This window comes from Dietzia sp. NPDC055877, from assembly GCF_053615975.1.
This window is the reverse complement of the sequence record NZ_JBSHCV010000001.1, coordinates 104508-127582: the sequence shown is the minus strand read 5'-3', so window position 1 is coordinate 127582 and position 23075 is coordinate 104508. Positions and strand designations below refer to the sequence as shown.

The 23075-nt window shown below is 69.5% G+C and carries 22 protein-coding genes; 8 read left to right on the top strand and 14 right to left on the bottom strand.

Annotated features, from left to right (window positions below; genetic code table 11):
* Positions 1–68 precede the first annotated feature (68 nt).
* Together ACWGLC_RS00620 and ACWGLC_RS00615 are read right to left on the bottom strand one after the other, a co-directional pair.
* Positions 69–704 (bottom strand): polysaccharide deacetylase family protein, encoded by a 636-nt coding sequence (locus tag ACWGLC_RS00620; protein ID WP_452098099.1) that lies wholly within the window; start codon positions 702–704, stop codon positions 69–71.
* A gap of 438 nt (positions 705–1142) precedes the next feature.
* Complete coding sequence (locus ACWGLC_RS00615) at positions 1143–1940, bottom strand: polysaccharide deacetylase family protein (protein ID WP_452098098.1); 798 nt, start codon at positions 1938–1940, stop codon at positions 1143–1145.
* Between the two features lie 418 nt (positions 1941–2358).
* On the opposite strand from ACWGLC_RS00615, the gene ACWGLC_RS00610 reads away from it, so the two are divergent.
* A complete protein-coding gene (locus tag ACWGLC_RS00610; protein WP_452098361.1) occupies positions 2359–3324 on the top strand; it encodes an alpha/beta hydrolase family protein in 966 nt (321 codons plus the stop codon).
* A 78-nt stretch (positions 3325–3402) separates the two neighbouring features.
* Positions 3403–3819, top strand: coding sequence for a hypothetical protein (locus ACWGLC_RS00605; RefSeq protein ID WP_452098097.1), 417 nt, complete (start codon positions 3403–3405; stop codon positions 3817–3819).
* Between the two features lie 30 nt (positions 3820–3849).
* Here the strand turns inward: ACWGLC_RS00605 and ACWGLC_RS00600 are convergent, their stop codons facing one another.
* Positions 3850–4452 (bottom strand): bifunctional adenosylcobinamide kinase/adenosylcobinamide-phosphate guanylyltransferase, encoded by a 603-nt coding sequence (locus ACWGLC_RS00600; protein ID WP_452098096.1) that lies wholly within the window; start codon positions 4450–4452, stop codon positions 3850–3852.
* Between the two features lie 115 nt (positions 4453–4567).
* A complete protein-coding gene (locus tag ACWGLC_RS00595) occupies positions 4568–4780 on the bottom strand; it encodes a PLDc N-terminal domain-containing protein (RefSeq protein WP_344996955.1) in 213 nt (70 codons plus the stop codon).
* A gap of 102 nt (positions 4781–4882) precedes the next feature.
* On the opposite strand from ACWGLC_RS00595, the gene ACWGLC_RS00590 reads away from it, so the two are divergent.
* Both ACWGLC_RS00590 and cls read left to right on the top strand, forming a co-directional pair.
* Positions 4883–5701 (top strand): mycofactocin-coupled SDR family oxidoreductase, encoded by an 819-nt coding sequence (locus tag ACWGLC_RS00590; RefSeq protein WP_452098095.1) that lies wholly within the window; start codon positions 4883–4885, stop codon positions 5699–5701.
* A 58-nt stretch (positions 5702–5759) separates the two neighbouring features.
* Positions 5760–7253 (top strand): cardiolipin synthase, encoded by a 1494-nt coding sequence (cls, locus tag ACWGLC_RS00585; RefSeq protein WP_452098094.1) that lies wholly within the window; start codon positions 5760–5762, stop codon positions 7251–7253.
* A gap of 66 nt (positions 7254–7319) precedes the next feature.
* Here the strand turns inward: cls and ACWGLC_RS00580 are convergent, their stop codons facing one another.
* The 6 genes from ACWGLC_RS00580 to ACWGLC_RS00555 all read right to left on the bottom strand — a co-directional run bounded on the left by ACWGLC_RS00580 (position 7320) and on the right by ACWGLC_RS00555 (position 14785).
* A complete protein-coding gene (locus tag ACWGLC_RS00580; RefSeq protein ID WP_452098093.1) occupies positions 7320–8426 on the bottom strand; it encodes an ABC transporter ATP-binding protein in 1107 nt (368 codons plus the stop codon).
* The gene (locus tag ACWGLC_RS00575) at positions 8426–9754 is read right to left on the bottom strand and encodes an ABC transporter substrate-binding protein (protein ID WP_452098092.1); all 1329 of its coding nucleotides are present in this window, start codon (positions 9752–9754) and stop codon (positions 8426–8428) included. The genes ACWGLC_RS00580 and ACWGLC_RS00575 overlap by 1 nt, the downstream gene beginning before the upstream one ends.
* 98 nt (positions 9755–9852) lie before the next feature.
* Positions 9853–10767, bottom strand: a complete 915-nt coding sequence (locus tag ACWGLC_RS00570) for a carbohydrate ABC transporter permease (RefSeq protein ID WP_452098091.1) — start codon at positions 10765–10767, stop codon at positions 9853–9855.
* The gene (locus ACWGLC_RS00565) at positions 10764–11672 is read right to left on the bottom strand and encodes a carbohydrate ABC transporter permease (protein WP_452098090.1); all 909 of its coding nucleotides are present in this window, start codon (positions 11670–11672) and stop codon (positions 10764–10766) included. The genes ACWGLC_RS00570 and ACWGLC_RS00565 overlap by 4 nt, the downstream gene beginning before the upstream one ends.
* Complete coding sequence (locus ACWGLC_RS00560; protein WP_452098089.1) at positions 11669–13870, bottom strand: outer membrane protein assembly factor BamB family protein; 2202 nt, start codon at positions 13868–13870, stop codon at positions 11669–11671. The genes ACWGLC_RS00565 and ACWGLC_RS00560 overlap by 4 nt, the downstream gene beginning before the upstream one ends.
* 45 nt (positions 13871–13915) lie before the next feature.
* Positions 13916–14785: a MurR/RpiR family transcriptional regulator gene (locus ACWGLC_RS00555; protein WP_452098088.1), complete on the bottom strand. Its 870-nt coding sequence runs from the start codon at positions 14783–14785 to the stop codon at positions 13916–13918.
* A 148-nt stretch (positions 14786–14933) separates the two neighbouring features.
* On the opposite strand from ACWGLC_RS00555, the gene ACWGLC_RS00550 reads away from it, so the two are divergent.
* Positions 14934–15650 carry an HAD family hydrolase gene (locus ACWGLC_RS00550; RefSeq protein ID WP_452098087.1) on the top strand — a complete coding sequence of 239 codons (717 nt, stop codon included), beginning with the start codon at positions 14934–14936 and terminating at the stop codon, positions 15648–15650.
* Here the strand turns inward: ACWGLC_RS00550 and ACWGLC_RS00545 are convergent.
* Positions 15640–15804 (bottom strand): hypothetical protein, encoded by a 165-nt coding sequence (locus ACWGLC_RS00545; RefSeq protein WP_452098086.1) that lies wholly within the window; start codon positions 15802–15804, stop codon positions 15640–15642. The genes ACWGLC_RS00550 and ACWGLC_RS00545 overlap by 11 nt on opposite strands.
* Before the next feature lie 171 nt (positions 15805–15975).
* Here ACWGLC_RS00545 and ACWGLC_RS00540 point away from each other — a divergent pair, with 171 nt between their 5' ends.
* Complete coding sequence (locus ACWGLC_RS00540; RefSeq protein WP_452098085.1) at positions 15976–17559, top strand: protein adenylyltransferase SelO; 1584 nt, start codon at positions 15976–15978, stop codon at positions 17557–17559.
* 9 nt (positions 17560–17568) lie between these two features.
* Here ACWGLC_RS00540 and ACWGLC_RS00535 read toward each other — a convergent pair whose 3' ends face one another.
* Complete coding sequence (locus tag ACWGLC_RS00535; protein WP_452098084.1) at positions 17569–18861, bottom strand: cytochrome P450; 1293 nt, start codon at positions 18859–18861, stop codon at positions 17569–17571.
* 67 nt (positions 18862–18928) lie between these two features.
* On the opposite strand from ACWGLC_RS00535, the gene ACWGLC_RS00530 reads away from it, so the two are divergent.
* On the top strand, positions 18929–19597 hold the full coding sequence (locus ACWGLC_RS00530) for a TetR/AcrR family transcriptional regulator (protein WP_452098083.1): 669 nt from the start codon (positions 18929–18931) through the stop codon (positions 19595–19597).
* 112 nt (positions 19598–19709) lie between these two features.
* Complete coding sequence (locus ACWGLC_RS00525; RefSeq protein ID WP_452098082.1) at positions 19710–20453, top strand: MBL fold metallo-hydrolase; 744 nt, start codon at positions 19710–19712, stop codon at positions 20451–20453.
* Here ACWGLC_RS00525 and ACWGLC_RS00520 read toward each other — a convergent pair.
* Both ACWGLC_RS00520 and ACWGLC_RS00515 read right to left on the bottom strand, forming a co-directional pair.
* Entirely contained in the window at positions 20450–22051 is a 1602-nt protein-coding gene (locus ACWGLC_RS00520; RefSeq protein ID WP_452098081.1) for an FAD-dependent oxidoreductase, read from the bottom strand. The two genes, ACWGLC_RS00525 and ACWGLC_RS00520, sit on opposite strands and share 4 nt — an antisense overlap.
* A 6-nt stretch (positions 22052–22057) precedes the next feature.
* Complete coding sequence (locus ACWGLC_RS00515; protein WP_230929298.1) at positions 22058–23071, bottom strand: AurF N-oxygenase family protein; 1014 nt, start codon at positions 23069–23071, stop codon at positions 22058–22060.
* Between the last annotated feature and the right edge of the window lie 4 nt (positions 23072–23075).

Here is a 23075-nt window from a genome sequence, read left to right as displayed (position 1 = left end):
GCGTGAATCACCGGGGCTAGGTGTGCTGCCCACGCAGACCGCGTACACAACCTGCGTGGGCAGTACAGCTAGGGGAGGTGGACAAAGTCGACATTCTCGACGCGAAGTTGTTCCACTGCGCGTCGCGTGCCAGCGGCGGTTCCGTGCCCTGGCTGGTTCATATGGGCGAGCACGATCGCGCCGTCCTCGGCGGCGAGGATGTTGGCAGCAACTGTCGACGCTTCGGCAGTCGCCCCGGCGTCAGCGTTCACGGCGAACCCCGCGATCCTCACCGCTAGACGGTGCGCGAGTTCCACAGCGATGTCGTCGTAGTGCGCCGTGCCTGATCGAAACCAGCTGCTCTCCACGCCGAAGGCGTTGCGGAGAAAGTCCTTGTTGGACTCGATCTCGAGGGTGGCTTCCGCGGCGTCCCGGGTTCCGGTTACTCCGTAGGCGGATCTGCCCGTTACCGAGAGCGGTCGGTGGAGGGTGCCGTGGTTCTCGATCTGAAACAGGGGATCGTCGACGAGGAACGCTGTTTCGATCGGGTGAGCTCGTATCCATCGTTCGTTGAGGAAGAGTGTGGCCGGCACCGCATACTCCTGCAGCACTGCGATGAGTTCGGTGTCGTAGCCGCTGCCGGTGCTGCCGCCACATGCATCGAAAGTGAGCGCTATTGACCGCCGGCTATATGTCGTGTCGACGTGCGTTGTCACGCCGGGCATGTGGGTGCCCCAGATTTGCGGTGTGCGATCGATTGAGGGAACGGGCTCGGATGAACCTATGTCCGGGGGTGGCTTCGGCATCGGCGAAGACGGACTTGCCGGTGACCTCGGGAGCGGCTCGGACATCTGAGATCGCTCACATGCGGTAAGAGCGGTCGAGGCACCGACTGCAGCGAACGTCAGGAACGTCCTCCGGGCCAGGGGCGTTGCAGGGGGCATGAAGGCGATCCCTTTCTTTGCGGCGGGGTTGCTGGCAAGGCCCGCCGGATGGTGGACCGTGTCCGACGCGCGGGTTAGCGGCGTTCGTGTTGGGGCCGTCGGGGACGAGCGCGGGATGGGCTGACCGTTGATCGATTGCCTGCGAGGTCGCTGATCGGCCGTGGAGTGGTCGCCGCGATCAAGATCCGGGTCATGGCGGCTGACGTCAGCTCTCGAGCGTTATTGGTGCGGCAGGGTGCCGCCTGCATTGAGGTCGCGCAGCGTAGCCGGCACCAAGCCTCGGGACTTCAGACCGTCCAGGATTCCTGGAACTGCGTCGATCGTTGATGGGTGGATGTCGTGTAGCAGCACGACTGATCCGGGGCGCACTGCGGACAGGGTGTTCTGAACGACGGAGGCGCGGTGGCGGTGGAACCAGTCGCGGGGGTCAACATCCCAGGTCGTCAGTGCGAGCCCGTCTGTTGGTGTCACTCCTGGAATCCAGTTTCCGCCCGGCGGGCGGATGTGTTCCGGATGTCGGCCAGTTGCTCTGACGATCTCGTCATTGGTCCGTCTGATCTGATCAACTACAGCGTCGTGGGTCAGATGCGTCAGGTTCGGGTGATCCCAGGTGTGGTTTTCTACCCCCATGCCGAGATGCACCATTCGGTGCAGTAGATCCTCATTTCCCGCGATCCTGTGGCCGAGCACGAAGAACGTCGCTGGCGTGCGGCGTTCCTCCAGTAGGTCGAGTAGGCGTGAGGTGGTCACCCTGTCCGGCCCGTCGTCGAAAGTCAGCGCCACGCAGTGGACAGTTCTGCAGTCGGGTCGAGGGACGGCTTCTGCTGGCGGGGCCGGCAAGGTGGTACTCAACGCTGAATTCGGCGGGCTGGCGTGCGTCGACGCGGTTGTCGGCTTCGGGAATAAAATCCAGCCGCTCGCGGCGGCGCCGGATGCAACGATGACGCCGATCAATGCAGTGGCCAGCAGCTGGCCCGGGTGAGCACGGTAGCGATGTTTCGCGCTCAATGTCGACACCACCGTGGCTCATAAAGGGCGCTGACTGATGAGCCGCTGAAGCGTTGAACCATTCTCTTCAAGTGCTCACTAATGGAACCTGAAAACACAAAAGAAAACTATCAGACAACGTGACTGATCGAATATTCGAAGGTCGCGTCAGAGGGGCCTATGGCGGAGCCTTCGCATTCTGTTTGTGCAGGTAGGACCTCGTTTCTTTAGGATCCTGTCCGGGCCACAAGAATAAGTTGTGGGAACACAATAGAATCGAGTAGATATATCGTCCGTGCCGCGTCTCAGTCGTGATAACGCACTTTGGCCTGTGGTCGAGTAGAAACGTTCATTGGCAGCATGCATTCACAATCGGTGTAGATGTTTAGTGAATTGATCCGCTACGGTGATTCGCGTGGAATCGAATATCAAACATCGCATTGCTGGAATGGTGGCGCTGCCGGCAGTAGCTGTACTCGTGACCGGCGGCTGCGCCACAGCTGGTGGGCCAGCTCAGCCGTCTTCGTCGCCCGGCCCGTCTACCGCTGCAGCGGAGGTGACAAACGAGGCGATTGTCGAACGCGCTGAACCGCTGGTCAAGCGCGTTTCATACCCCACCAGAGGGCAGGGCGATCCCGCACAGAACTGGGGCGATCTCTACCTCCCAGCTGGGCAGCACGCCGCGGGGTCGGTGCCAATGGTGGTGCTCATCCACGGTGGCTCGTGGGAGTCTCAACTTGGCGCCGAGGTGCTGAGCTCGTACGCCCGTGATCTCGTCGACCGAGGAATGGCGGTCTACAACATCGAGTACCGACGCGTCGGGTCTGGTGGTGGCTGGCCGACCACATTCCATGATGTTGCCGATGCCCTGGACCATGTGGTCGAGCTCAATGAACAGCACCCTGAGTTCACGATCGACGACGAGCTCGTGGTCGGACACAGCGCGGGCGCGCAGCTGGCTATGTGGGCCGGTACTCGACACGCCTTGAACGACGATGAGGTGGGGAACAGCCCTAAATTCCGTCCTACGCGCGTGGTCTCATTGGCCGGGCCACTGGACATGCGATACGCCGCCACACACGGCGATAGTCGCATCGTCACTGTCCTGGGCGGCCCACCAGAGCAGGTCCCTGACCGGTATAGATCCGTAGATCCGATCCAGAACATCGACCCGAACGTACCGGTTGTGGCAATTCACGGCACCGCGGACACGATGGTCGCGCCCGCGAACTCAGAGCGCTACATCACGGCGGTCAAACAGTCCGGCGGGATCGGTGGGCTGACGCTGGCCGAAGGTGAGGACCACGTTTCAGTGGTGAGTGACGATTCGCCCTGGTACGCCCGCATCCTCGACATCATCACGGCGACGTCGGACAAGTCCGTCGACGAGCTCCGCGCCACGCACTCCAACTAGATGGGCCAGGGCCGGGGCATCCAGTTCGGCCCAGCATGTCACCACACTTCTCGATAGAAACCAGGAGGGTTTCGAAGCATGTCGCAAACACCCACCCGTTATTCAGACACCGCCACGTTCGTATCGATGATCGTCTGGATCGCATCGGCCCTGCTGGCCATTATCGGAGGGCTCCTCCTTGCTGTGGGTGGCGGTCTCGCAGAGTTCTCTGGGATTTACACGCTCGAGGACGAGCCCACCGCCGTTCTCGCGGTCACCGGGATCATTGTCGTGATTCTGAACGCTGTCGTGATCGCGCTGGCCGTCAGAATGCGCCGTGGTGGCCAGGCGGCGCGGGTCATCCTCACAGTGGTGGGGATCGCCACGCTGCTGAGCCTGTGGGTCGGTGCCAGTCAAGGAACGGTCCCGTTGCTTCACACTGTTGTCACTGGTGCCGCGGTTCTTCTCATGTGGTTTCCCGGCAACGAGAAGCGCTCGCAGTCTCAGGGCAACTGACGCCGATTCCGAGGCCCGCAACCCGGGGGGTCACAACACCAGCACGCGCCCGCACACGACCAGATGCACCTCGTGGCACTGCGCGGCCACGGTCTGGTTGAGCGCGCCGAGCAGGTCGCGGAAGACGCCGCCGGCGCGGTGGGCGGGCACCACGCCGGAACCGACCTCGTTGGTCACCAGCACCACGTCGTCGTGGCCGGCCAGCGCCTCGCACAGCTCCGTGACCCGGGCGTCCACGGCCGGTCGCGCCTCGTCGACCGGGGCGTCCCACAACTCGAGCCGGTCGACGCACCCGGTCAGCCAGGTGCCCAGGCAGTCGACCAGCACGGGACCGCGGGTCTCGCGGAGCGCCGCGGCGACGTCCGCGGTCTCGAGCGTGTGCCACTCGGCGGGTCGGTGGGCGCGGTGGTGCCGGACGCGGGCGGCCCAGTCGGGGTCGTCGACCTCGTCGGCGGGACGGCCGGGGGCGATGAACGTGACCGGGGCGGGGGTGTGGCCAGGGGCGCCCGGGTGCGGCGGGCCCTGGTGCGGCGGGTCTGCGTGCGACGGGCCTGGGCGCGTCCGGTCCTCGAGTAGGCGCGCGGCGTGCCGGGACTTTCCGGACCGTGCACCGCCGGTGACGAGAACCCGCATCAGGCGACGACGACGAGGGGCGCGCCTGCCGACAGCGCTGCCGGTCTCCGGGTGTGCGGCATGGTCGGTGACGGCGTCGTCGTAGTCGTCGTCATCATCGCCCTCGAGGGAACGATCACCGACGTCCCCGGGTGAAATACAGGGCCGGCCCGATGAAGTTGATCGCGATCACCGCGGCCCACCGACCCTTGCTGCCCCGCACCTGCGAGGGGTTCCGGGAGGCGAGGTCGGCCCACGCGCTGACGGCCAGCGAGACCTGGACGGCGGCGAGCGCCATCAGCCCGGCCCGCTGCCCGTCGGTCAGGTCTTTCCACTTCTTCTTGGCCATGTCCGCCTCCCGGTCCGTGTGACTTCCGACTCTAGAGCCTCCCGATCGGCCTAGGGTGGCGACGAGGGATACATGGGTCCACACCGCGGCAGGGAGGCCGTCATGGCAGGCAGGCTCGAGGGCAAGGTCGCGTTCATCACCGGGGTCGCGCGGGGGCAGGGCCGGGCGCACGCCGTCCGGCTGGCGTCGGAGGGCGCGGACATTATCGGTCTGGACCTGGCCGGTCCGCTGCCCGCCGCCGTGCCCTACGACCCGGCCACGCCGGAGGACCTCGAGGAGACGCGCCGGCTGGTCGAGGCGCAGGGCCGACGGGCGTTGCTGTCCGTCGGGGATGTCCGCGACCTGGACGGGATGAAGAAGATCGTCGACGACGCGGTGGTCGAGCTCGGGCGCCTGGACGTGGTCGTGGCCAACGCCGGGATCTGCACCCCGCAGGTGTGGGACGCGATCGCGCCGGAGGACTTCGCCGCGACCATCGACATCAACGTGACCGGCGTGTGGAACACGGTGATGGCCACCGCCCACCACGTGATCGCGGCAGGCGGCGGCTCGATCATCCTGATCAGCTCGTACGCGGGCAAGAAGATCCAGCCGTTCATGGTCCACTACACCGCCTCCAAGCACGCGCTGGTCGGGATGACCCGCGCGTTCGCCGCCGAGCTCGGCCCCCGCAACGTGCGCGTCAACAGCGTCCATCCCGGCGGCGTCGCGACCCCGATGGGTGGCGGCGACATGGTGGGCCAGCTCGAGAAGGTGGGGAAGTCCAACCCGCCGCTCAATCTCATGGGCTCGACGTTCCTCGAACAGACCTACGCGGAGCCGGAGGAGATCTCGAACATCGTGGCCTTCCTGGCCTCCGGCGAGTCGGCGTTCATCACCGCCGAGCACATCAGCGTGGACGGCGGCTCCCAGTACTTCTGACCGCTACACTTCTGAGCTCCACATCCCGGAGCCCGGTCGGCGGGCAGGAAGCAGGACGATGATCTGGCCTCTGACCGGGTACAGCATCGGCTGGATCCCGGCCTGGGTCGCGATCGCCGCCCTGGTGGTGGAGGTCGTGATCCGGCTGGTCGCGATCGGCGTGATCCCCGGTGGGCGTCGCCCGAGCACCGCCATGGCGTGGCTGCTCGGCGTCTTCCTCGTCCCGGTGGTCGCCCTACCGTTGTTCGCGGTGCTCGGTACCAACCGGCTGTCGAGGCGGCGGCAGGAACTGCAGCGGGAGATCAACGAGGAGCTGGCCGAACTGCTGGTCGGCACCGACGACGGCGACCTCGTGCTGGCCCACAGCCGGCGGCTTCGGGCGACCGTGGACATGAACCGCAGGCTGGGGGCGTTCCCCGTCCACCTCGGCAACGACCTGACGCTCATCTCGGACTACGAGGAGACGTTCCGGTGGATGGTCGAGGCCATCGACTCCGCCGAGACGTACGTCCACATGCTCTTCTACATGGTCTCCGACGACCCGGACTACGCCGGACCGGTGTGGGACGCCCTCGACCGGGCCACCGAGCGGGGCGTCGCGGTCCGGGTCCTCTACGACCACGTCGGCACGGCGCAGGTCAGGGGATACCGGGCACTCCGTCGGCGGCTGGCCGGCTCGGACATCGAGTTCTCGCCGTCGCTGCCGCTGCGGGTGACCCGCTGGCGCCCGTCACGGCCTGACCTGCGTAACCACCGCAAGATCCTCGTCGTCGACGGTCGGCAGGCACTGACCGGCAGCACCAACCTCATCGAGCCGCACTACCGACGGCGATCCGCGGTCCGCATGGGCCGACGCTGGGTGGAACTCAACGTCGTGGGCACCGGGCCGATGGTCACCTCGCTGGACCTGGTGTTCGCCTCCGACTGGTACATGGAGACCAGCGACGACCTGCGCGACGTCGTGCGCGCCGAGATCGACCCGGCCCGGCACGAGCTCACGGGATCGCCGGTGCAGGTACTGCCGTCGGGGCCGGGCTTTCCCGACGAGAACAACCTGCGCCTGTTCAACGACCTGATCTACCGGGCGGTCGACCGCGTGGCGATCTGCACGCCGTACTTCGTGCCGGACGATTCGCTGCTGTACTCGGTCACCAGCGCCGTCAAACGCGGCGTCGACGTCACGCTGATGATCTGTCAGAAGGCGGATCAGGTGATGATCCACCACGCCCAGCAGTCCTATCTCGAGGAGCTGCTCGAGGCGGGGGTGCGGATCCTGCGCTACCCGGCGCCGGACGTGCTGCACTCCAAGTTCGTGCTGGTCGACCGGGACATCCTGGCCATCGGCTCCTCCAACATGGACATGCGTTCGTTCAGCCAGAACGGAGAGGTCACCCTGATGGTGCTCGACCCGGAGGTCGTGCGCGCGACCGACGAGGTCCTCGCGGACTACGCGTCCCGCTCCGACGAACTCGACCTGGCCCGGTGGCGGGCCCGGCCCTGGTACGAGAAGTATCTGGACAACGCCTTCCGGCTGCTCTCCGGTCTGCTATGAACGGAGACAGGCGGGCCCCGGCGCCGGCTGTGTCGCCGACCCCGGGGCCCGGCCCGGTTCACTGGGTCAGACCACGAGCACGCGCTCGTCGAGCTCGACTCCGCACTCGCGGGCGTTGCCCAGCCTGCGCTCGGTCCGGTCGGAGTAGACGTGGACGTGGTCGCGGGTGCACCACGCCGTGACATACGCGCCCACCGACGGGGCGTGGTCCGCGTCGACGATCACCGCGAACGACTCCATCAGCGAGGTCTGGACGTGCACGATCCGCTCACGGCCGGTCGGCTCGATCAGCACCACGCGGCCGCTGAGGGACCACACGTCGGCGTTCACGGGGGCCTCGGTCGAGAGGTGGAACCGCTCGGGTCGCACGCCGATGGTGACGTCCTGCTCGTCGCCGAGCCTCAGCTCGCCGAACGTGCTGCGACCGCTCTCGGGATCCACCGGGAACAGATTCATCGGCGGGGTGCCCACGAACCCGGCGACGAACAGCGTCTCGGGGCGGCGGTACAGCTCGTCCGGGGTCCCGAACTGCTCGATCCGACCCTTGTTGATCACCGCGATCCGCGAGGCCATCGCCATGGCGTCGGCCTGGTCGTGCGTGACGTTGACCCCGGTCGCACCCACGCTCTGGAGCAGTCCGGCGATCTCCACCCGCAGCCGCGCGTGCAGCTGCGCGTCCAGCCCGGACAGCGGTTCGTCCAGCAGGACGATGCTGCTGCGACGGGCCAGGGCGCGGGCCAGCGCGATGCGCTGGCGCTGACCACCGGACATCGCCCGCGGCTTGCGGTCGAGCAGGTGCTCGACCTGCATCCGGGTGGCGATGTCGACGGCACGGGCATCGGCGTCCGAGCGCGAGAGCTTCTTGCCGTGTCGCAGTCCGAGCGTGATGTTCTCCCGGCACGTCAGGTGCGGGTAGAGGGCGTAGCTCTGGAAGACGATCGCCACATCCCGCTTCTCCGGAGGGATCTGGTTCTGCCGCTCGCCGTCGAAGAGCACCTCGCCCCGGTCGACGGACTCCAGGCCGGACACCACCCGCAGCAGGGTCGACTTTCCCGACCCCGAGGGGCCGAGCACTGCGATGTTCTCGCCCGACTCGACCTCCAGGTCGATGTCGCTCAGGGCGGCGACATCACCGAAGGACTTGGACACTCCTGCGATCCTGATGGCGGTCATCAGCGGTTCCCCTCCACGATGCGGTCGATCTGCACGACGGTCTCGGGCACGACGTCCTCGGTCGGCTCACCTGACTGCAGACGCTGCGCCATGACCTCGATCGTGTCGTAGATCTGGTTGGCCGGGCCGCCCGGGAAGCCCTCGCCCCACTGGCTCAGCTCGTTGTCGAAGGTCCACGCGAACTCCATCGGCGGGGTGGCGGCGTCGCTGGCGAGCAGCTCGTCCCGCGCCTCGGTGTCGACCGGGATGTAGCTGCGCTGGGTGCCCGAGGCCTTCAGGACGGACTCCGGGGTGAACAGCTCGCCGATCAGCTCCTGCGAATATGCGGCGCGGCACGGGTCGTCGGAGAGCACCATGTAGCCGTTGCCGCCGGCCGGCAGCGCGCGGTCGGTGGTGCCGTCGACGCTGGGCAGTTTGATGGGCATCCACTCGAACTCGTCGCCCAGGCCCTGCTCGATCGCCACGATGGTCGAGGTGGTGATCATCGCGAACGGCAGCGTGCCGGTGTTGAACTGGTCGACGGCCTGGGTGGAGTCGGCGATGCCGGCCTCGAGTCCGCGCTGGCCGAGCTGCGACCAGATGTCGAGCGCGGCGATGCCATCCTCGTCACCGAAGGCCGCGGTGCCGTCCTCGTTCGCCAGCGTCGCCCCCGAGTTCTGGAGCAGGCCCTGGGTGAACCACTCCGGCAGGCCGGACGGCGCGATCGACACGGACGGCTCGCCGGTGTGGTCGGTGACCTGCTGGGCCACCTCGAGCAGTTCGTCGTAGGTGGTGATGTCCTCGGCCTGACCGGCGCCCGCCTCGTCGAGCAGGGTCTGGTTGACGGCCATCACCGGGGCCGAGATCTGGGCGGGCGCCACGTAGGTCGTGCCGTCCTTGACGGTGCCCGCGCCGAGGAACTGGGTCTGGTAGGTCTCCGGCAGCGAGTCGGTGTCGAAGGGGACCGGGTCGTAGGTGTCGACCCAGAACTGCATCTGGCCGAGTCCGGTCATGATCACGTCGGGCCGGTTGCCCACCGCGATGTCGGCGACGATCTGCTGGGTGAGCTCCTCGTACGCGGTGGACGCGGCCGGGGTGCCCTCGATCGACAGCCCGGGGTAGCGGCTCTCCATGGCCTCGACGGCCACCGGCATCGAGTTCTCCGCGAGCGAGTTGTAGGCGACGTTGATGGTCATCCCGTCGGGACTGCACTCGGCGACGTCGGCGGCCTGGGCCACCTCCCTGCCGTCGGCCGGCTGGTCACCGGCGCCGCCGCCACCACAGGCGGCGAGCAGGAGGGCGAGGGCGGCGGCGGAACCGCCGACGAGGGCCGGGCGTGCGTTCTTCATGGGTGTCTTCTCTCTTCTGGGCGAGGTACGGAATCGGTGGTCGGCGGGGGACTGGTCCGTGTGGGGGTCCGGCGGATGCGGCCGGCCGTCGGGGCGGGTCATCCGGTGATCTCGGTGCCGCTCATGCCGCGGACGAAGTGCTTCTGGGCGAGCAGGAAGATCAGGACGATGGGCAGGGTGACGATCGCGGCGCCGGCCGCGAGCGCGGGGTAGTCGGCCCCGGAGTCCACGTCCTGGAAGATCGCCAGCGCCAGCGGCGGGGTGTGGATGTCCGGGCTGCGGGCCACGAGCAGCGGCCACATGTAGTCGTTCCAGTGGACGAAGACCGAGTACACGCTGAACGCGGCGATCCCCGGCTTGGCCATGGGTGCGACGATGCTGACCATCGTGCGCACCGGGCCGAGCCCGTCCATCGCGCACGCCTCCAGCAGCTGCGGCGGGACCGACATCATCTGGTTGCGGATCATGAACGTGCCGAGCACCGAGGTGGCGAACGGCAGGATCAGCGCGGTCAGGGTGTCCGCCAGACCCACCTGGTTGAGGCCGATGAACAGCGGGATCATGGTGACCTGGCCGGGGATGAGCAGGCAGAGCATGACGAACGCGAACACTCCGCCGGTCCACCTCCTGCGGTACACCGTCAGGGCGTACGCGGCCGGGATGACGGTGAGCAGCTGGAGGGCGAGGATGCCGAAGCTCACGATCAGCCCGACCGTGATCGCCTGGCCGAGCCCGGCCTCCTGCCAGGCCCGGACGTACGGCTCGAAGGTCAGCGACTGCGGCAACAGGCTGAAGCCCTCGCCGAACACCTCGTCGTGCTGCGAGACCGAGGTGCGCAGCATCCAGTAGAACGGGAACAGCGAGATCAGCAGGGCCAGCGCGAGAACGATCCACTTGGCCGCGGTGCGGGCCAGTGCCGCTGCGTCCGCGCGGATTTGACCGGCGTTCGCGTCTTCCTCCGATGGGGAGGGCGCGGTCTGCGAGCCGGCGCGCGGGGGTGAGGTCACGGTCATCGGTCGTCCTTCTTTCCGGCGAGGATCCGGCGCTGCCACAGCCCCACGGCCACCAGCGCCACGACCATGAGGAACGACATGGCCGAGGCCCCGCCGAGGTCGAAGTACTGGAAGCCCAGGCGCCAGGCGTGGGTGAGGATGAGTTCGGAGGAGTACTGGGGGCCGCCGTCGGTCATCACGCGGACCGTGTCGAAGGCCTGGATGGACTGCAGGACCGCCATCACCACGGCAAACACGACGGTCGGCTTCATGACCGGCAGGATGATGCGGGTCAGCTGGGTGATCGGGCTGATGCCCTCCATGCGTGCGGCCTCCAGCATCGTCCCGGGCACGGTGGCCAGGCCGGCGAAGAAGATCATCATGGTGAACGACGCGGTCCGCCACACGCCGACGAGCATCACGGTGGTCAGCGCGTAGTCGGTGCTGCCGAGCCAGTTGATCGGCGCGATGCCGAACAGCCCGATCAGCTGGTTCGCGGCGCCACCGCGGACATCGAAGATGTAGGTGAACACCACCGCCATCGCCACGAGGTTCGCGGTCATCGGCAGGAACAGCAGCGTCCGCACCAGTGCCCGGCCGCGCACGATCGAGTTGGCGAGCATCGCCAGGAGCAGACCCAGCACCAGACTCGGGACGATCGTGCCGACCGAGTAGACGAGGGTGTTGACGATCGCGCGCTGCGAGTGCGGGTCGGTGAAGATGCGCTCGTAGTTCGCGGTGCCGACGAAGGTCCAGGTCCCGCCGGCGAGCGGGATGTGGAACCAGCTGCCGATGAAGGTCAGCGCGGCGGGGAAGAACACGAACAGGAACGCCAGCAACGCCATCGGGGTGACGAACAACAGCGGGGCGCGGCGCCGCCACTGATCGTCGCGGCGCGAGCGCGCAGGTGTCGCGGTGGCGGTCACAGCAGGCCCTCCTTGGGCAGGGCGATGACGCGGCCGTCCACGTCGACGCCCACGAGCAGGTCGCCGGCGTCGGCCAGCGGCGCGGCCAGTGGCGCGTCGTGCGTGACGGTGCGGATGAGCGAGCCGTCGAGCGCATAGGTGCGGATCGCGCCGTCGAGGCACGGAAGCACCAGACGGTCGCCGGTCGGGGTGGGCGGGGCGAGGACGACACCCCCGGCCTTGGCGTACGGCTGGAACGGCAGCGCCGCGGAGACGGGGACCGGGGTGTCCCACAGCGCGCGGCCGTCGTCGCGGTCGAGCATGCGCAGCCCGACGCCGCCGACCGTCACGACGATCCCGCGGTCGGTGACGACCGGGGCCGCCGGAGAGAATCCGCCCTCGTGCGGGGCCGCCCAGCGGCGCCGACCGTCGGCGACATCCACCGCGAGCGTGAGGCCGTGGGCCGGCAGGATCGCGGCGCCGGTGGCCTCGTCGTGGGCGCCGGTGCCCATCACCAGAAGACGCTTGGCCGCGGCGGAGTCCGCGGGCGCCGCGGCGTCCGGCCCGGGGGCGTTCCAGCGGTCACGGCCGGTGGCCAGGTCGATCCCCAGCGGGTGATCAGGGCTGGGCCAGAAGCCCACCACCACGAGATCGCCCACGACCAGCGGCGCGGAATGATTGCACAGGTTGTGGTGCGGCGCGATGTCGGTGCGCCGCCACAGCACCTCGCCGGTGGCCAGGTCGAGGCAGCGCAGGTCGGCCTGGTCGCCCACCACGACGCGACCCGAGTCGATCACCGGGGCGCCCCAGGCGAAGCGGCGGTACGGGTCGGAGGACGGACTCGTCCAGACCGGGTTGCCGGTGCCGCGGTCGAGACCGTGGACCGCCCCGGTGACGTCCGCGACCACCACGAGGTCGCCGCCGATCGCGGGGGTGCTCTTGACCGCGGCCGCGGTGGTGACCGACCAGCGGATCTCGCCGGTCGAGCGGTCGATCAGGTCGACCGACCCGGCGGCCGCGTCCTCGAGCTGTGAGCCCACCACGATGTCGTCGTCGTCGCTCCCCACGCCCTGCCGTACCGCGGCGCCGGATAGGGGGGTGACCCACCGCGCGGGTCCCCGGGGGCCGGGGCGTCCGGAGCCCACGACGGTGGCCGTGGCGCTCACCGTCGGCACGGGGCGGGCGGTGTCGGGGGCGACGACGACGGAGTTCACCGCGACCTGCTGCCCGTCCCAGATGACGCGGCGGAGCATCGGCGGGGTGTAGTCGAGCCCGGCGAAGAACGTCGGCGGGGTGTTGACGTGCAGCGTCCCGTCGATGCGGACCACGCGGGAGGTGTGCCAGTGGCCGGAGAAGGTGGCCAGCGGCGGGCGCGGCGCGGCGTCCAGAACGGCGGCGCTCGGCTGGTCGTGGAACAGCAGGATCCACGGCATCTCATCCGGGACCAGGGCCAGGTCCCCGCGCAGCCACTCCTCCTGGAGAGCGGAGTCGATCCCGAGCTCGTGGGTGTGCCAGTCCATGGCCACCACGTGGAGGCCGGGCACGTCGAAGCTGTACCAGCGCGGACCCATGAACTGCTCGTACAGGGCCGGGTCGCCGGTGTTGGTGAGGTAGCCGTTCGGCGAGACCACGGAGTCGTGGATGCCGTTCATGTGGTCGTGGTTGCCGGCGATCGCGTGGACCGGCCGCGCGCTGGAGGCCAGGACCCGCAGCAGGGACTCGTATTCGGTGGCGGTGCCCTCATCGACCAGATCGCCGGTGAGGAACACGGCCTGGGCGTCGGGGGCGAGGCTGGGCAGCTCGGCGAGCAGGGTCGCGAACTGGTCGGCCGAGGAGCCCTCCGGGTAGAGCGAGGCCGCCCGGCGCGGGGTGCTGGGAGCGCTCGGGTCGCTGAGGTGGGTGTCGGTGAGGTGGACGAACTCGTACGGCAGCGTCTGCGGGGTCGGGGTCAGGAGGAAGTCGGTGGGTGCTGACTGAGCTGCGGGTGCGCCGGGGTCGGTCGGGGAGGCGGGGGCACCGGCGGAGCCGGTCTCGTCCGTGGCGACGCGGTGCCACCACGGTTCGGCGGTGACGCCGGCGGGGCGGCGGACGGAGACGAATCTCCCGTCGCCGGGGAGGTCGTAGCGGCCGTCGGCGTCGGTGGTGACCGAGGCGCGGCCGTCGGTGACGACGATACCGGGGATTCCGGCACCGTCGGGGGCACGCACTGTTCCGTGCATGGGGTATCTACCTGCTTCTCGGGTGTGGTGGGGGTGGGCCGGTGGTCAGAACCGGTGTTCGGCCAGGACGTCCGCAGCGGCCCGCAGATGCTCGTCGGCATCCGGGAGTCGCTGACGGATGAGTACATGGAGCGCGTCGAGGACGGCGAGGTGGACGAGTCGACTGGCCACGGCCTCGACCCGGATCCGGGTCTCGGCGCTGCCGGCGATGATCGCGTGGTCGCACAGTTCCGTCAGCGGGGAGCGGGCGAAACTGGTGATCGCCAGAACGGTCGCGCCGGCGGTCCGGGCGGACCGGACCGCGGCGAGGGTCTCGAAGGTCGAGCCGGTGTGGCTCACCACGAACAGGACGTCCCCGGGCCCGAGCATCCGCGCCTGCATGTGCTGCGCGTGGACGTCGCCGACGTAGAACGCGCTCATGCCGAGGGTGGTGAGCCGGTAGGAGCCGTCGAACGCGAGCATCGCCGAGGTGCCGACTGCGGCGAACTGGATGCGCCGCGCGGACAGGAGTGCCTCCACGACGTTCTCGACCTCGCCGATGTCCAGGACGGCGGCCGTGTCCTTGAGCGCGGACGCGAAGTCGCGCAGCAGCGTCGCGGTGAGGCTCGCTCCGGCTCCGACCGCGCTGTCAGTGGCGGCGTCGGCATCGGGCACGTACTCCACGGCGAGCCGGGTCTTGAGCTCCTGGTAACCCTTGAGCCCGATGCTCGTGCACATCCGCACCACGGTGGCGGCCGAGGTGCTGGCCCGGTCGGCGAGTTCGGTGACCGAGGCGTCCAGCACCTCGAGGGGGTCGGCGAGCACCGCGTCGGCCACGCGCCGCTCCGCCGGGGAGAACCCCGGGAGGTTGGTGCGGATGAGGTTTCTGACATCGCCGGCGGTCTCGATCTCCCGGGCGCTCTCGACTGTGTTCACGGAAGAGAAAGCTAGGCAGTCGAGGTGAACCGAGCAGGTTTCATGAGTGAACGGCGTATGTAACTTTCATTCAGCTGCTCGTAATGAAACTGGGTTTCAATCGTCGGTGTTCTCTACACACGTACCGACCGCATATCGCAGGAGCGCCATGTCGACGCCGACCCCCGACCACCCGTCCGTCCCCCAGCCCGGCCCGGGCGTGGAAAGTCCGCCTCTCGTCCTCTTCGACTGGAACGGCACGGTGATGAACGACGTGGCCCGGGCCGCCGAGGCGGCCAATCAGGCGCTGGAGAAGTTCGGGATGGTGCTCTCGGAGGAAGAGTTCCAGCTGGGCTTCACTCTGCCGCTGCTCGACTGGTTCTTAGGCTTGGGGGTGCCGCAGGAGTACACGGCGGAGGCGTCCGCGCACTGGAACCGCGCGATGGAGGTCGAGGCGGCGGCGCGCGAGTCCGCACGGCGGACGGTCGCCGCACTGCGCGAGCGGGGTGTGGTCACGGGGGTCGTCACCGCGGCGGCACCGGGGAGCGTGCGTGAGGACCTCCGGGCCAACGGACTCGACGGGCTGTTCGATCTGGTCCATACAGATGTCGAGGACAAGGTGGCGTGTCTCCGCTCATTGCGTCACCTCGGCGAACCCGCACTCTACGTCGGCGACACCGCCTACGACATCACGTCGGCGCGGGCGGCGGGGTACACGACGGTCTCGATCGGGGGTGGCTATCAGCACGCCACGATCCTGGCCGGGGCCCGGCCGGACCATCACATCGAGGACTTGACCGACGTGCTCGACCTGAGCCGGCCCGCTGGCGACCGCCGCCAGGGCCGCCCGTTGAGCCTGGAGCAGGCCTCGGGGCTCAGTCGGTGATCTGCACTCCGGAGGAGATCTCCTCCACCGCCTCCTCGAAGGCGGGGTCGACGGGCGCGGTCGACTGGGCGGTCATGGTGTAGGTGAGCGACCGGTCCTCGTGCGGGACCACGATGATCTGCACCTCCGCGGGACGCACCGGGATGGCGCCCATCGCCGACAGGTCATATCCGAGGGTTCAGGCGCGGTAGCCGCAGATCTCGCCGCGCTCGGGCGTGACGTCGGAGGTGCCCGCGACCTGCTCCAGCCCGGAGAGCTGATGGTCGAAGGCGGCCTGCTCGTCGGCGGGGGTGTTCGCGGGCGCCGTGATCCGTATCGTCGGGGCATGAGTACCCCGCAGTCCGCCGCGCCGCGCCTCGGCGCCCGCTACGCCACCGAGCTCGCAGACCTGGTGGTGCCCTGGCGTGCTGCGGAGGCCGCCGCGCCGGAGGTGTTGCTCCTCAACGAGTCGCTCGCCGCCGAGCTCGGCCTGGACCCCGCGTACCTACGCAGCGACGAGGGCACCCGCCTGCTGGTCGGCAACCACGTTCCCGTGGGTGCGACGCCGGCCGCCCAGGCCTACGCCGGGCACCAGTTCGGTGGCTACTCGCCGCGGCTCGGCGACGGGCGGGCGCTGCTGTTGGGCGAGTTCCCCGACGGCCGCGACCTGCACCTCAAGGGCTCGGGTCGCACCCCGTTCGCCCGCGGCGGGGACGGGCTGGCGGCGGTCGGCCCGATGCTGCGCGAGTACGTCATCAGCGAGGCCATGCATGCACTCGGCGTGCCCACCACCCGCTCGTTGGCGGTGACCGCGACCGGCGACACCGTCTACCGCGAGCAGCCGCTCCCGGGCGCGGTGCTCGCCAGGGTCGCGGCCGGCCACGAGAGGGTGGGGACGTTCCAGTTCGCGCGCGCCCTCGCCGCGCACGAGGCCGAGAAGGCCGCTGCGCGCGACAATGGGAACAGCGCCGTGCCCGGCGGTGCGGGCGCAGATCACGACGACGACAACGCCGACTCCGTGTTGCGTCGACTGGCCGACCACGCGATCGCCCGGCACCACCCCGACGCCGCCGACTCGGACAATCCGTACCTGGAACTGTTCGCCTCCGTGCTGCGCCGGCAGGCCGACCTCGTGGCCCGCTGGATGCTGTTGGGATTCATCCACGGCGTCATGAACACGGACAACACCACGATCTCCGGCGAGACGATCGACTACGGACCGTGCGCATTCATGGAGTCCTACGACCCGGCCACGGTCTTCAGCTCCATCGACACCGGCGGCCGCTACGCGTACGGCAACCAGCCGGGGATCGTGCAGTGGAACCTCGCCCGCTTCGCCGAGACCCTCATCCCACTCATCGATCCCGATCAGGACGAGGCGGTCCGCCAGCTCACCGAGGTGCTGACAACCTTCCCCGACGAGTACCAGCGGGCGTGGGCCGCGGGTATGCGCGCCAAGCTGGGGCTCGGCGAGAGCAGAGCCGGCGACGAGACGATCCGCGTGCTCATCGATGACCTGCTGGTGCTGCTGACCACCACGCGCGTCGATTTCACGAACTTCTTCCGGCACCTGACCGGCGCCGCCCGCGGGGACGAGGCCGGCCTGCGCGAGTTGTTCGCTGCCGCACCGGCGGGCAGCTGCACGGAGGCCGACCCCGGCGCCGGGGAGGGCCCGGTCGACGCCTGGCTCGCGCGCTGGCGGGCTCTCGATCCCTCGGCTCCGGAGATGGCGCTCGCCAACCCCGTCTACATCCCGCGCAACCACCTGGTGGAGGAAGCGCTGGACGCGGCCACGGCAGGGGATCTCGGGCCGGTGGAGCAGCTCCTCGTCGTCGTCGCCGATCCCTACACCGAGCGCCCCGGCCTCGAGCGGTTCACCGAGCCGTCCCCGGCGGGTGCCGCCCCGCACGTCACCTACTGCGGCACCTGACGCGCGAGGTCAGGCGGTGCCGGACAGGTTCATGGCGGGCAGGGACGCATAGCCGCGCGTGAAGGGTGAGAGCGCGCGGACGGCGTTGTGGTGGTCGACGCCCAGGCGTGGGTGGGCCGCATAGAGTTCCTCGACCGCGAGACGGGCCTGCAACCGGGCGAAGTGGGAGCCGATGCAGAAATGCGGGCCGCGCGAGAACGCGAGATGACCGGTGTCCTCGCGGGTGATGTCGAGCCGGTCGGCGGTGGGGCCGTAGTGGCGCTCGTCGCGGTTGGCCGATCCGTACAGCATCATCACCTTCTCCCCGGCCGGGATCGTCGTGCCCTCGATCGTCACATCGCGGGTCGTGGTCCGCGCCAGGGCCTGCACGCTGGACTCGAAGCGCAGACATTCGGTGAGCGCACCGGGGATGAGGCCGGGGTCCGCGGCGAGCATCGCTCGTTGGTCGGGGTGCCGGTCGAGCAGAGCGGCGGTGTGCGAGATGAGGTTGCCGGTGGTGTCGTTGCCGCCGGCGACGATCACGAAGCAGAACCCCAGGACATCCCAGTCGGTGAGGGTATGGCCATCGATCTCGGCCCGGGTGAGCGCCGAGATGAGGTCGTCCCCGGGGGCCGCACGACGCTCCGTGATGAGCGCCCCGAAGTACTCGAACATCGCCGCGACCGCCGAGACGGCATCGCCCGCGAGTCCCTCGGGGCGGAAGCCCTCCTCCTGGAGTGAGGTGAGAGCGGTGACCCACGGGTCGAAGAGCGGACGGTCGGCCTCCGGAAGGTCAAACAGGTGCGAGAGCACGAACGTCGGCACCTGCGAGGAGAAGTCGCGGTGGAGGTCGACGGACTCGCCGGCGGAGTAGCGCGTGCTGAGGTCGGTGAGGCGGCCCCGCACGAACTCGCGGATGACCGGCTCGGTGGCGGCCACCCGCTTCGGCGAGAAGGCCCTGGCCAACAGGCGGCGCTTGGTCGAGTGCTCGGGCGGATCCATCATCACGATGGTCGGGGCCAGGCCGAGCGCGGCGATCTCGTCCGGGTAGAAGGTCAGACCGCTGGCGGAGGAGAAGAGGTCTGGTGCGGTGACCGCCGCGTCGACGTCCGCGTAGCGGGACAGGGCCCAGAAGTCGGGGCGGGCAGCGGTGCCGTCGCTGACGTGGTGGTGGACAGGGTCGGTCTCGCGGAGGACCCGGTAGGCCGGGTACGGGTCGGCGAGGTGCGCGGGATCGAAGGGGTCGAACACGTCGGCCGTTGCGGTGGTCGGCGCGGCAGGGACGGGCGGGGCAGTGGCTGCGGAGGGCGTCTCGGCGGACATGCCGCCATTTAACACCTACTGTTAATCCGGGGGAAGGGGTCGGGCCGAATCCGTCTAGACTCGGCCCATGCCGCGCACCTCCGCCGACACTCGCCGGGCCCTCTACCTGGCCGGACTGCGCCGCTTCGCGGACGAGGGCTGGCAGTCGGCCCGGGTCCGGGACATCATCGCCGACGCCGGGCAGGGAAACGACTCGGCGATCAACTATCACTTCGGCTCCCGCAGCGGCCTGCTCGCGCAGATCCTCGCCGACGGCGTGGCGCGGATGGAGGACGAGCGCCGGGCCGATCTGGCGCGCTGGCGCACGGACCCGCCCGACCTGCCCGAGGCGGTACGCGCCGTGGTGGCACCGCTCGCGGATCTGCTCCTCGACGAAGAAGGGCGCTGCACACTCCGGGTGATCGCCCAGGTGGGACCGCTGACCGAGGTCGGTCGGACCGTCACCGCCGGGCCGGTCGGCGGCACCGCGCTCCAGGATCAGATCGAGGTGCTGGTCAGCGAGACGGCGCGACGGTGCGGCACGGAGATGGCACGGCACCGGGTGCGGCAACTCGTCGTCGTCGTCACCTCCGACCTCGCCGTCCGTGCCGAGGCCTCCCCCGACTCGTTCCCACCGCACCACGAGTACGTCGCGGACCTGGTCGACTGGATGGCCGCGGGGTTGGGCCGTCGCCGGGTCGGCGCGGCGGTCGCTCGTCGGGGCGCCGTCACGGGGGACGATCCGGCCGCGGTGTGACCCCCGGCGGACCGGTGTCGGTCCCGCACCCCGGTGCCTACCGTGATCACACCGAGGGGTCGACCGCCCGGCATCAGCGGGGCGAGTGGCCGACACCACCGGAGGAGGCCTCATGCACATCACTTCCGTCGCCGACGGCGTCCATCTGCTCACCCACGCCCGGGTCAACTGCTACCTCGTGGAAGACGACGACGGGGTCACGCTCGTGGACGCCGGCCTGCCGCGGATGTGGCCGATGCTGCTGGACGCACTCGAGGAACTGCGACGGCGCCCCGGCGACGTGCGGGCACTCGTGCTGACCCACGGCCACTTCGACCACGTCGGGTTCGCCCGCCGCGTCCGCGACGAGTGGCGGGTCCCGGTGCTCGTCCACCCGCAGGACATCCGATTAGCCGCCCACCCGTACCAGTACAAACCGCAGCGCAACCGCCTGCTCTATCCGCTGCTGCACCCACGGTCGCTGCCGACACTCGGCCGGATGGCGCTGGGCGGCGCCCTCACGGTCCGGGGCGTCGACCAGACGGAGGAGATGGCCGTGGGATCGGCACTTCCGTACCCGGGTGCGCCGGTCGCGGTACATTCGCCCGGCCACACCGACGGGCACTGCATCCTGCACATCCCCGACCGAAACGTGGTGCTCAGCGGTGACGCGCTGGTGACCTTCGACCCCTACACCGGAGTGGCCGGCCCCCAGATCGTGGCCTCTGCCGCCACGTCCGACACCGCCCGCGCCATCGACTCACTGCAGGCCGTCGTCGCGACCGGCGCCTCGGTGGTCCTGCCGGGGCACGGCGACCCGTGGACCGACGGCGTCGAGACCGCCGTCGATCAGGCGCTGGCCGCCGGGGCCCACTAAACAGCGGCCGCGGCCTCCGCGCGGGGGCGGGCGCGGCGCCATGCCGCACCGTCGATGAGATCGGGTCGGCGACCGCGTAGCAGCGCGTCGAACTCAAACGCGGGCCGCGGCGACGGCAGCGTCCCCGAGTTGGCGTCGGCCAACAGGGCGTTGACGGTCTCCGCCGCACACGTCTTGTTGGAGCCGATGAACCCGCGCGGTCCGCGCTTGATCCAGCCCACCACATACTGGCCCGGCAACTCGCTGCCGCCGGGCTCGTCGAGCACGCGGCCCTGCGAGCTGGGGATCGTCGCGGAGGCCGGATCGAACGGCACTCCCGGCACCGGAACGCCACGGTAGCCGACCGAACCCAGGATGAGTCCGGCCGCGATGACCTCTTCGGAGCCGGAAACCGGGACGGCGCGGGCGGTGCCGGTGTCGTCGTCGACCTCGAGCTCGGTGCGCACCACCCGCAGGCCCTCCGCACGGTCGGTTCCCACGACCTCCACGGGGGAGGCCTGGAAGCGCAGCACGATCCGGCGGCGATCGCCCGGCGCGTCGGTCTGGCGCGCGGCGAGCTCGGCGAGATATTCCAGCTTGAGGCGCGTCTGACGGTCGGCGGTGGCGTCCACGTCGATGCCGTCGGGCGCGTCGACGCGCAGGTCGATGTCCTCCCGCGTGGCCAGACCCACCAGCTCGGGCAGGGTGAAAGCGGCGTGCTGCGGGCCGCGCCGGCCCAGCACCACCACCTCCCGCACCCGGCTGTGGCGCAACGCGTCCAGGGCGTGCGGAGCGATCGAGGTGTCGGCCAGCCGCTCCGGGTCGGTGGCCAGGATGCGCGCGACGTCCAGCGCCACGTTGCCGTTGCCGACGATCACCGCGCGCTCGTGGTCCAGCGGCACGTGCGCGTCCACGTGGTCGGGGTGATCGTTGTACCAGGCCACCACCTCTGTCGCGGACGTGCTGCCGGGGAGGTCGGTGCCCGGGATGGACAGCGGCCGATCGGTCCCCGCGCCGGTCGCGTAGATGACGGCGTGGTGGTGCGCGGCGAGTTCGGCGGCGGTGACGTCCTCGCCGATCCGCACGCCCAGCCGATAGTCGAAGCCGGGCTCGTCCTCGATCGCGGTGAACAGGTCCGCGACCGCACGGGTGCTGGTGTGGTCGGGCGCCACGCCGTGGCGGGCGAGTCCGTGCGGCACCGGCAGCCGGTCGAAGACCGTGACCTGCACGTCGTCCTGTCGCAGCAGGGCGTCCGCGGCGTACAGCGCGGCCGGGCCGGCGCCCACCACCGCGACCCGCAGCGTTGTGCGGGTCGGACCGAGGCGCACCAACGCCGGCACGCGGGCCTGGGGCCGGGACGGACGGTTGTCCCCGGTGAGCTCGGCGTTGATACGCAGGAAGTCCTGCTGCTCCGGGGCCAGCTCGGTGTGCGGCACGATCGCCCCGACCGGGCACGCCCCCACGCAGGCGCCGCAGTCCACGCACGACACCGGGTCGATGTAGAGCATCTCGGCGGTGCCGAAATCCGGCTCGTCCGGCGTGGGATGGATGCAGTTGACCGGGCAAGCGTGGACGCATGAGGCGTCCGCGCAGCAGGCCTGCGTGATGACGTGGGGCATGGCAGCCTAGCTCGCGGCGGCGGCCGGAGCCGGCTCGTGGAACGCGACCGGCGGCTCGCCGCGGAAGCGGGAGGGGCGGCCGTCGATCTTCAGCGCCTTCCACACGCGGCGGGCGGTCGGGTTCATGAGCCCGGAATCCTCGGCGAGCATGCGCACGTCACCGAACAGGTCCGACAGGAACCGGCGCGACTCGGGGCCGTCCCAGTACAGCTCGTCGACGACCTCCTGCGGGATGTCGAAGGCGTCGCGGAACTCCTTGGTGGGCTTGAGGATCGCGTCGCACAGCAGCCGCATGATCACCGGGAACGCCAGCGAGACCAGGAACTTCTCGCGGCGGGACATGCGCGGCGCGTTGCGGGCGACGAAGGTGTGGGCGAAGGAGATGTGGCGGGCCTCCTCGGCGACGTGGATCTCCATGATCCGCGACAGCACCGGCGGGAGGTTGTCCGAGTTGCGCAGGACCTGCTTCTGCGTGTGGTCGATCGGCTCCTCGCCGGCGAGGACGCCGATGAAGAAGGCAACCGGGAACGGCCCGGCCGCCATCGGGATGATGGGCGAGATCCGGCGCAGCCACTTGGGCATCCCCGGGACGTCCGCGCCGATGGCGTTGACGCCCTGCTGGAACATCTGGGTGTGGTGGCACTCCTCGGTTGCCTCGTGCGTGAGGTAGCGGAACTCGGCCGAGCCGTTCTCCGACTTGAAGACGTACTGCATGATCCCGCGGATCAGGATGTTCTCGAACTGCAGGCCGACCTTCATGATGTTGGCCTGGCGCCACAGGCCGATCGCGATCTGCTTCTCCTCGGGCTGCGACAGGTACCAGGGGTGCCCGCCCAGCGGGTCGATCCCCGCGGGCAGGATCCAGCGCTTGTCGGTGGGATCCGCCTTGAAGTCCGGGTGGTCCCAGGAGATGTCCTTGAACGGGTCGAAGCTGCGGTGGACCGAGGCGTCCGACAGGCGCCGGAGCGTGTTCTCGTACTCCTCGGTGGTCGCAGACGGGGCGGGTGCGACAGCAGTCATGATC